The organism is Sediminibacterium sp. (assembly GCF_030695065.1).
Classification (GTDB): domain Bacteria; phylum Bacteroidota; class Bacteroidia; order Chitinophagales; family Chitinophagaceae; genus Sediminibacterium.
This window is the reverse complement of record NZ_JAUYTR010000012.1, coordinates 1-10,323: the sequence shown is the minus strand read 5'-3', so window position 1 is coordinate 10,323 and position 10,323 is coordinate 1. Positions and strand designations below refer to the sequence as shown.

Annotated in this window: 10 protein-coding genes; all 10 read left to right on the top strand. The window is 42.2% G+C overall.

Going from position 1 to position 10,323, the window contains the following annotated elements:
* On the top strand, positions 1–1,198 hold a 1,198-nt coding region (locus Q8S25_RS06915; protein WP_305536147.1), incomplete at its 5' end, for a TolC family protein.
* Complete coding sequence (locus tag Q8S25_RS06910) at positions 1,173–2,471, top strand: efflux RND transporter periplasmic adaptor subunit (RefSeq protein WP_134089067.1); 1,299 nt, start codon at positions 1,173–1,175, stop codon at positions 2,469–2,471. The genes Q8S25_RS06915 and Q8S25_RS06910, both read left to right, overlap by 26 nt.
* On the top strand, positions 2,461–3,678 hold the full coding sequence (locus Q8S25_RS06905) for an efflux RND transporter periplasmic adaptor subunit (protein ID WP_305536143.1): 1,218 nt from the start codon (positions 2,461–2,463) through the stop codon (positions 3,676–3,678). Before Q8S25_RS06910 ends, Q8S25_RS06905 begins: the two co-directional genes overlap by 11 nt.
* 114 nt (positions 3,679–3,792) lie before the next feature.
* Complete coding sequence (locus tag Q8S25_RS06900; protein WP_305536141.1) at positions 3,793–4,854, top strand: YncE family protein; 1,062 nt, start codon at positions 3,793–3,795, stop codon at positions 4,852–4,854.
* A 121-nt stretch (positions 4,855–4,975) separates the two neighbouring features.
* Entirely contained in the window at positions 4,976–5,641 is a 666-nt protein-coding gene (locus tag Q8S25_RS06895; protein WP_305536139.1) for a DUF3347 domain-containing protein, read from the top strand.
* Positions 5,642–5,652: 11 nt separating this feature from the next.
* The gene (locus Q8S25_RS06890; RefSeq protein ID WP_002993268.1) at positions 5,653–6,177 is read left to right on the top strand and encodes a DUF305 domain-containing protein; all 525 of its coding nucleotides are present in this window, start codon (positions 5,653–5,655) and stop codon (positions 6,175–6,177) included.
* Positions 6,178–6,203: 26 nt separating this feature from the next.
* On the top strand, positions 6,204–6,623 hold the full coding sequence (locus Q8S25_RS06885; RefSeq protein ID WP_070566707.1) for a hypothetical protein: 420 nt from the start codon (positions 6,204–6,206) through the stop codon (positions 6,621–6,623).
* A gap of 32 nt (positions 6,624–6,655) precedes the next feature.
* A complete protein-coding gene (locus Q8S25_RS06880) occupies positions 6,656–7,111 on the top strand; it encodes a heme-binding domain-containing protein (RefSeq protein ID WP_070566710.1) in 456 nt (151 codons plus the stop codon).
* Between the two features lie 13 nt (positions 7,112–7,124).
* Complete coding sequence (locus tag Q8S25_RS06875; RefSeq protein WP_034735066.1) at positions 7,125–9,398, top strand: multicopper oxidase family protein; 2,274 nt, start codon at positions 7,125–7,127, stop codon at positions 9,396–9,398.
* Positions 9,399–9,651: 253 nt separating this feature from the next.
* Complete coding sequence (locus Q8S25_RS06870) at positions 9,652–10,212, top strand: RteC domain-containing protein (RefSeq protein ID WP_305536129.1); 561 nt, start codon at positions 9,652–9,654, stop codon at positions 10,210–10,212.
* Positions 10,213–10,323: the final 111 nt, after the last annotated feature.

The window sequence follows — 10,323 nt, the reverse complement described above, 5'->3', positions numbered from 1 at the left end:
GGCACAGGATACATCTTACATATCACTGGAAAAATTGTTGCAGCAGGTGGAAACTAATTACCCGTCCATTATTCAGTACCAATACAGCATACAGTCTATTCAGGCAAAAGCAGACGGTGCAAAAGCATGGATGCCGCCCACTTTTTCAACAGGCATCATGCGTTTCCCTTACGACTTCTCCATGCTCAAAGAAAAAAACGACCCAATGAACCAGGCGGGTATTGCTTTTTCCGTTGAACAGATGATACCCAATCCAAGCAAACTGAACGCCAAGAAAAGTTACATCAGTTCACTGGCTGAAATCGAAAAATCAAAAAGTGAATGGACAAAAAACGAGTTGAGGCGTGAAGCGAAAATTCTGTACTACAACCGTTATGTAACCGAGAAGAAACAACGCATTCTAAAAGAAAGTGAAGAAATACTTCAATTGCTCATCACGACATCCGAAGAGAAATTTACCAATAACCAGTCGCAACTGCAAACGATATATAAAGCAAAAGCCCGCTTAGCCGAATTAAAAAATATGCTGGTGATGCTCAACAGCGTGATTGCAGAAAGCAATATCGGATTAAACACGCTGATGTTGCGTGATGCAAACACGCCATTTCAGATTGATACACTCATTTCGCCAAGCAACTACCTATTCAGCATTGCAGATACTGTAAGCATTTCTAACCGTAGTGATATTACGGCGCTTGACAAAAACATTCAATCCATGAAGTTGGAGCAAAAAGTAATGAGAACAAGCGCAAGACCTGACTTTGGTATCCGTGCCGAACATGCCCAAATGTTTGGTATGCCAAGCCAATGGTCAGTTATGGGAATGGTAACAATTCCCATTGTTCCCTGGTCGTCTAAAATGTATTCCTCTGAAGTAAAGTCAATCGGTTTTCAAATTCAGTCTATGGAACGGGAAAAGGAAACAATGCAACTCATGGCTTCAAAAATGTTAGCCGAAAAAACTGCGATGCTTAATTACGAAAACGAACAATATCAGAGCTACACAAAAAATATTGTTCCCGCCTATGAGAACAACCTGCAAGCCAACCTGCTTGCCTACAAGCAAAACACAGGCGATTTTTTTGTGCTGCTGGATGCCTGGGAAATGTTGCTGATGAAAAAAATGGAAGCGTATGACAAACTGTTTAATATTTTAAAATTGGAAGCCGAATATGAATACGAAAGAGAAATTAAATAGCATCTGCATTATGGTGTGTTTGCTTTTGGTAGCTGCGTTATCATCCTGCAAAAATGAACAAGGTGAACAAGGGCATGAAAATCATGAGAAGGTTGAGGGCGAGTACATCTGCCCTATGGGTTGCGAAGGTGATAAAACCTATCCGCACCCCGGCGATTGTCCTGTATGTAATATGAAATTGCAGTTGGTGGAAAAAGAATTGGAGCAGGCAGTTTCACCAAACAAACTGGTCTTGTCAAATCAGGCAACCTTTAGACTGCAATCAGGCAACAGTGGAAAAACCGAGAAAGCGCAAGGCTTTATTACCCTCGCTCAAAACAGAAATCAATCCGTTGCAGCCCGTTTCGGAGGAAGGATTGAGAAGCTATACGTTAAATTCAGCAACCAATACGTAAAGCAAGGCGATAAAATCATGGACATATACAGCCCCGGCTTACGCACCTTTCAGGAAGAACATCTTTTTCTTTTCAAATCAGGTGCAGATAATTATTTAATAGAAAAGTCGAGAGAAAAGCTACGTCTGCTCGGTATTACCGAAAATCAGATTGCGCAGTTGGAAAAAAAGGGAGCAGTTGCCCTAACAGTTTCTGTTTTCAGTCCTTCAAACGGATATGTTTTTTTCAATGCTTTAACATCGCAGCAAAACACTACTGCAAAAAGCACATCGGCAATGAACGACATGGGTACGCAGCAGAATGCCATCAATACAAGCTCTTATGCTGTTTCCGCTTCGCAAATTCGTGAAGGTACATATGTAAACGAAGCACAAACCCTTTTCAATATAAATGATTTACAGGAAGTTTGGGTATTGGTTTCAGTTCCCAACCGAAACGTAAGTCAAATTCACGAAAACCAATCTGCACAAATAGTTTCTGAAAGCGACCCTTCAAAACTTCTCAACGGAAAAGTTGCTTTGATTGAAAAGACATTTGAAGAAACTGACCAGCGTTTTGCAAGAGTTAGGATTGTGTTGCCCAATCCCAATAATTCGCTGAAAATAAATTCGCTTGTTACCGCAGGCTTTGCTTTGAGCGGTAATGAAAATTTACAGGTTCCATCAACGGCAGTTTACACTACGGGATTGAATGCTTACGTATGGGTCAAAACAGATACTACCCGCAATGGAGCGGGAGTTTTTCAGGTGCGGAAAGTAATTGCTGGAGCAAGCAACAACGGAATGACAATCATTAAAAGCGGTCTTTCACCTACTGAAGAAATTGCAAAACAAGCGGGTTTGATGACTGACAGTGAAACTTTTTTAAATGCAAATTGACATGAAGCAGTTTATTATCTCAACTATATTGCTTTCAATACTCATTCTTACGGGTTGTAAGAACGGGCAAGAAAGCCATCAGGAAACATCCGGCAGTTATTATACTTGCCCCATGCACCCAAGTGTAGCAAGCGAAACACCTGGTTCTTGTCCCGTTTGTAATATGTCTTTAATCAAAGTAGAGAAGAAAGAAACCGACCATGCAGGAATGCAAGGCAACATTATCACCATTGACAAGCATAAGCAGGCATTGGCAGGTATTGAAACAGATACCGTCAGAAAAAGAAACATTTTATCATCTTCCGTTATTTTAGGAACAGTTGCCATTAATGAAGAACAGGTAAAGACCATTAGCAGCCGTGCAAAAGGAAGGATTGACGAACTGTTTGTAAGAAACACAGGTGTATATCTTCAAAAAGGAAGACCCCTTTACAGTATTTACAGTGAACAACTGCAAACAGATGAAAAGGAATATCTGTCCGTGCTGGAAAAAGCAAAAACAACAATCCCTATATCTAAGCTGACAAGCGATTTATTAAGTGCTGGAAAAAACAAATTGACATTGTGGGGTTTAACCGAAAAGCAAATTTCCGAACTGGAAACATCGGGCAAAACAAATTCCCTCATTACATTTTATTCGCCCGAAGCGGGATATGTAAGCGAAGTAAACATCAACGAGGGCATGTATGTGGAAGAAGGCAGCCCACTTGTAAAAATCACCTCGCTCAATGAGGTTTGGGTCGAAGCGCAATTGTATCCCAATGAAATTTCAGGACTTGAAGAAATCAAGACCTTTCAGGTGTTTGCCGACAGTAATCCCGGAGAAGTTTACAAAGGTACGTTGGTTTACTCCAACCCGGTAATAGAAGAAGGCAAAAGAATTTACCTGCTTAAAATCAGGGTAAACAATTCAGCCGGTAAACTTATACCCGGCACATTGGTTTCGGTCGTTCCCGAAAAATCGTTTACCAATGTGCTGGCAGTTCCTAAATCGGCAGTACTGCTGGAAAAGATGAAAACCGTTTGGGTATTGGCCCATGATAACACATTTGAGCAACGCATGGTAGAAACAGGTGTGCAAAACAAGCAGTGGATTGAAATTACATCAGGATTAAAACCAGGTGACATCGTTGTTACCGAAGGTGCATATTTAATCAGCAGTGAGTTTATACTTAAAAGCGGAGCAGGACAAAGACATGACCATTAAATCTGATAGGCAGTTGGACGCTGCTCCAATGTAATTAAAGTCCCGCCATGAGTGTAAGCATCATAGTAGTAGCGATTAACACAAATATTTTCTAATATCTAAAAATGAGTAAAAATGAAAAACAGAGCAACTTTGTTGGCAATAGCTACTACCATTTCCTTAACCGTTCTATCTTCTTGTAGTAAAGATGATATGGGCGATATGCCAATGGGTAAAAACATTGATTATCCGGCAGCTTACGTAGTCAATGGCGAAAGCGCAACCGTTTCTGTCATAAAACTAAGTGACAATACCGTGAGTGAAACCTTTGACATCATGAACTCCGGCGGCAACATGGTCATGTGGCCGCATCACATTTACAGCCATCAAAACCATTTAGCTATCGGCGTACCGGGCATGGATTTGAGCGCAGGCCATTCCGGTGGCATGGCAGGCATGAAAGGGCGTATCCTGATAATGGATGCCGTAAAAGGAACCGTTTTAAAAGACATTGAAACTCCGGCAATGAACCACAATGCCGTTTATTCCCCTGATGGTACAGAAATATGGACAACGCAAATGGCAATGGATGGAAAAGTTTTGGTTTACGATGCCAATACCTATGCTGTCAAAAATACGATTGCCGTAGGTGAAGACCCCGCAGAAGTAACCTTTAGCATGGATGGCACAAAAGCATACGTGTGCAACGGCGGCAGCGGTACGGTTTCGGTTATCAACCCATCGACCAAGAGTGTGGTTGCAACCCTGACCGTGGGTGACGACCCGGTAGGAGCCTGGCCAGCCACTAACGGCAAAATGTATGTGGATAATGAGGCTTCACAGACCATTTCGGTTATTGATGTAGCTACCAATGCGGTAACTGAAACCATTAGCTTAGGCTTTATGCCCGGATATGCAGCCCACAATGCTTCAAAAAATGAACTGTGGGTTACCGACCCAATGAACGGAAAGGTGCATTACTGGAATTGGGACAACGGCATGAGTATGTGGATGCACGCCGGTGTTTTTGATGCAGGTGCAGGAGCGCACGCCATTGTATTTACACAGGACGGCAATATCGCTTATGTAACCAATCAGGAAAGCAACACGGTTTCGGTAGTCAATGTATCATCCCATGCCGTAACAAAAACCCTTAACGTTGGCAAAAAGCCCAACGGCATACTTATAAAAATGTAAAAAGGAGCGGTACAGATAATATCATCTGTACCGCTTAACAAAACTGTTATCGGTTGTCCGTAAGGGATTTCACAACGGCAACCACTACAAAAAGTACTTGTTTAATTAAAATAATAATAAAATGAAAAATCTAACATTATCAATCATTGCTGTTATCATGGCATTTGTAACAGTATCATGCAATCAGGCATCCAACAAAAACGAGCAGTCTTCAAATGATACTGCTGTGGTATCACAAGAACAGCCAGCTTCCCAACCAAAAGAGGATGATACGGTAGCTGCGCCCGCTGTGAGCGAAACACCGAGCGGTCAGGAAGCAATAGCAACAGGAAAAGAAGAAACAAAAAACTTTTCTATTGCGCCCATAGTTACCGATTATCTGTCCTTAAAGAACGCCCTTGTTTCGGACGATGACAAAGCTGCCGCCAGTTCAGGGAAAAAGCTGTTAGCTACCCTGAATAAAGTGGACATGAAAGCCGTTCCTGCCGATAAGCACAAAAAGTACATGGACATAGCGGACGATGCTAAAGAACACGCAGAACATATCGGGGAAAATGTCGGCAACATCCACCACCAGCGGGAACATTTGGCCTCGCTTGGCGAAGATTTGAAAGACCTGATTGATTTGTTCGGTACATCGCAAACATTGTATCAGGACCATTGCCCGATGTTCAAAGACGGTAAGGGTGCTGTTTGGTTCAGCGAAAACAAGGAAATCAAAAACCCTTACTACGGTTCTAAAATGCTGACCTGCGGTAAGGTGGAAAAAACAATTAACAGCAAATAAAATTCAGGGTTATGGAAAATATGCAAAACAGTCACCATGCGGGTCATTCCTCGGAGCATGGCACGCACAATACAAAACATGCTTCGGCCATGTACAAACGCTTTGCGGTGATGGCTGTCGCAATGTTCGCAGTGATGTATTTTATCATGTACGCCATGATTGACGGGTGGCAGAACCTGATACCCAATATCAACAATTTGTACATGACCCTGCTGATGACCTCGGCAATGCTGCTTATCGAATTAGCGATAATGAAAGTAATGTACCCCAACAGGAAGATGAATTGGGCGATAGCCATCATCTCGGTTGCTGTTGGCATCTTTTCATGGTTTGGTATCAGGGAACAAATCAATGTCGGGGACAAGCAGTTTGCAAAGGGTATGATACCCCATCACGCAGCAGCCATATTGATGTCCGAAAAGGCACACCTGACCGACCCGGAACTGATAGAGCTGCAAAAAAATATACTTAAAACCCAAGCGGAAGAAATTGAACTAATGAAGCGCAAGCTAAAAGAGTTTGAAGAAAGTAAATAATAAAATTTAAAAAAACAAGTTTGGACATGAACAAAATAATAATTGGCTTTATTTCCTTATTAACCCTGCTATTCACCGCTTGCGGTCAGGCGGGGTCAAATAAGGATGAAGCGGAACAGCAGCATTCGCAGGCAACTCCGGAAAGCAACGGACATACTACCCAAATAGGTGAATTGGTTCCATCGGATGAAGTCTGCATGGTCAACGATGCCTATATCGGCAAAAAGCAGTTTGAAGTAAAATTTGATGGTAAAACCTATTACGGATGTTGCGAAATGTGTAAGGAACGTATTCCAAAAGATGCGACCGTGCGGATGGCGATAGACCCCTATTCCCATAAGCAGGTAGACAAAGCTAATGCGGTGATTGCTGTGACAGGAAATAACGGTGAAGTTTCTTATTTTGAAAACAAGGAGAATTATGCCAAGTATGTGAAAAAACAGTAGACACAAAAAGATGAAGCCACAATAAAATAATTATGACCATAAAGAAGAAAATCATATTGGGGCTGGCTGTCGTCCTGATTGCCATACAGTTCTTTCAGCCCTTACGGAACCAGGCGGTTGAAGTGCCAGCCACCCATATCGAAAGGGTGTACGCCGTACCCCAAAATGTAAAGGCTATCCTTGTTCAGTCCTGTTATGACTGCCATAGCAACAATACCCATTATCCGTGGTACAGCCGTATCCAGCCCGGCGCATGGTACATGGCAGAGCATATAAAAAAGGGGAAAGAGGAACTCAACTTTAGCGAATTTGGCGACTATTCTGTCCGCAGGCAGCGAAACAAGTTCAGGGCTATGGCCGGGCAGGTTAAGGACGGGGAAATGCCGTTGTCATCATACACACTAATTCATCGCAATGCAGTATTGTCACCGGAGGATAAGCAGGTTTTGATAGCGTGGTTTAGCACAATGGAAGACAGCATTAAATAAAATTTTTCAAATCATGAACAGATATAATAAAATACCTATAAGAATTTTGCAAACAGTGCTGATACTGCTTTGCACGCAAACGCTGTTTGCACAGAGAGTGGTGCATTACGAGCTGTATGTAAAAGATACGCTTGTCAACTATGCAGGTAAGCAAAAAAGGGCAATTGCCGTAAACGGGCAAATCCCCATGCCCACCCTTACCTTTACCGAGGGCGACACTGCCGAAATAGTGGTGCACAACCAATTGAAAGAAAGCACATCACTTCACTGGCATGGTGTGTTCCTGCCCAATAAAGAAGACGGTGTGCCCTGGCTTACACAAAAACCCATCGCACCGGGCACAACCTACACCTACCGTTTTCCGATTATCCAGCATGGTACGCACTGGTACCATTCCCACTCAGGATTGCAGGAGCAGATTGGCATGTACGGAAGTTTTATCATGAAGAAAAGAAGCGATGATAAGACATTCAGAAAAGGAATTGACGATTTGCCGACCGTTCCAATTATATTAAGTGAGTGGACAAATCTTAACCCCGATAATATCAACCGTATGCTACACAATGCAAATGATTGGGCGGCCATTAAGAAAGGCGCAACACAATCATATGTTGAAGCTATTAAGGAGGGAAAATTAGGGGTAAAGGTAAAAAACGAGTGGAAGCGGATGCTGGCGATGGATGTCAGTGACGTTTACTATGATAAAATCCTAATAAATGGTAGCCATAGCACCGATTTGAAAACAATTGATGGTAAAAAGCTAAAAGCAGGCGACAAAGTCAGATTGCGTGTTTCCAATGGAGGGGCGTCTTCATATTTCTGGCTACGGTATGCTGGAGGAAAAATTACAGTAGTAGCGAATGATGGGAATGATGTTGAGCCTGTAGAGGTGGACAGGTTAATCATTGCCGTATCGGAAACCTATGATGTGGTCGTTACCATCCCCGAAGACGGATTGGCGTATGAGTTTTTAGCGACTACCGAGGACAGGACACAATCGGCAAGCTACTTTATTGGTAACGGTGTCAAACAGCTTATTTCTCCGCTGCCACGACTGAAGTATTTCGAGGGGATGAAGATGATGAACGACATGATGAAGATGAACGGCGATTTGGACGATATGGGCATGAAGATGAGCCTGAACCAAATGGATATGAACGTGGTCATGTACCCCGAAATAACAGGGGAAGCGGGAAAGAAAGCAGACCACAGCAAGCACGGGGGTATGAATATGGACAACGACCCCAACCGTTATAATGCAAATGCTTTGGGAGATATTGTTACCTTAAACTATGCCATGCTCAAATCTCCCTACAATACCACGCTTCCCAAAGATGCGCCCGTAAAGGACATAAAATTTACCCTTACCGGGAATATGAACCGCTACGTTTGGAGCATGGACAACAGGGTACTTTCTGAAACGGACAAAATACCCGTTAAGAAAGGCGAAGTACTGCGCATCACCATTTATAACAACTCCATGATGCGCCACCCGATGCACCTGCATGGATTTGATTTCCGGGTACTGAACGGCAAAGGTGAAAATGCACCTATGAAAAATATCATTGATATTATGCCGATGGAAACGGACACCATCGAGTTTGCCGCCAATGAGGAGGGCGATTGGTTCTTTCACTGCCACATCCTGTACCACATGATGTCGGGGATGAACAGAGTGTTTGCCGTAGGCGATTACCAAAATCCCTACCTGCCTGATAAGGCTAAATCATATAAGGCATTACAGCGGGAAAGCAATATGCCCCATTTCATGGCACAGAATGATTTCGCCACTAATGGTAATGACGGTATGGCAATGCTGCAAAACACAAGATGGAACTTGAGTTCGGAATGGCGTTTAGGTTACAATGATATGCACGGCTATGAAGTAGAAACCCATTTGGGCAGATACTTGGGGAAAATGCAATGGTTTATGCCCTTTGTGGGATTTGACTGGCGTTACCGTAAAATGGGAATAGACGAACACGAAACAAACTTATTCGGACAAAAGAATGAAAAGGATACACGCCGGGCTGTGAGCTTAGGTTTTGTGTACACCTTACCTATGCTCGTTAATTTTCAGGCAGAGGTTTATCATGATGGTATTGTAAGGCTGGCGCTGATGCGTGAGGATATTCCCATCACCAAAAGGTTAAGGGGCGGCTTTATGGTCAACACAGACTTTGAATATATGGGAGAACTTAGCTACATCCTCAACAAAAACATAGGCATACGCACCCACTATGATAGTGATATGGGATGGGGTGTAGGGCTTGCCTTGACTTATTAAAATTGAATAACTAAGGTTGTAAACTGCGAACCGTAAAATATCGGTCAAAAAACAGTTGGTGATGCGGGCATAATTCGTAATGATTAACCTGCATCATACTACAACCCATAAAATTATGCAGCAAAATCTAAGCGCCTCCATCATCAACACAATAGGGGTATAAAATACTATAAGCAGTAGTTGCATAATAAGCTAATATGAACAGTATAAGCTTTTCTATATTAACGAACAATGTGTATATCAAAATAATCGGATGAATAAATTCTATAATGAAACACTACATAAACTTGAAACATCAATCAGCGAATTGGAAATTGAAACTGATTGCTCCATACAGCGTATAGAAGCCGTTATACACCTGATTGTAGAATGCCTGTCCGATGTAAAAGAGTATGTCTTGAAAAAAGGGTTTAGAAATGTTGATGAAGAAATCCGTTTTTTCAAATATCAAAAACCAACTATTGTTGCAAAACTCATCTACTATAATGCCATTTATAAAATTGAAACAAGAAAGCCCTATGGAGCAAAACGCATCAGGAAATATTTTACCAAAGAGCTAAAAAAGCTAAAAAGGTTCTTTGACAACAACCTTGATTTTTACAAGTATTACCGAAGTAATAATTCTTTTGTTGACGAGAAGTTTTTTGTACGTGATAAGCACGATATAAGACTATGGTTGGACACATTTTATTTTGAGGCAGACCATCGCTTTTCTACTTCGCACGATTATAAGGTTGCCAAGATAATTGCCAATGACCTGATACAAGTTTATTTGGAAGACAGGTTGGAAAATCCAGTCAAATTGATCCCCTAATACCAGCGTAAAGTGACCCCTGTTCGCCAGAGCAAACTGACCCCCTTTCGCCATTTTAAATTGACCCCCTAGATATCGGTATAAGAATTAGTTGTTTTCGTAGGAAAAAAT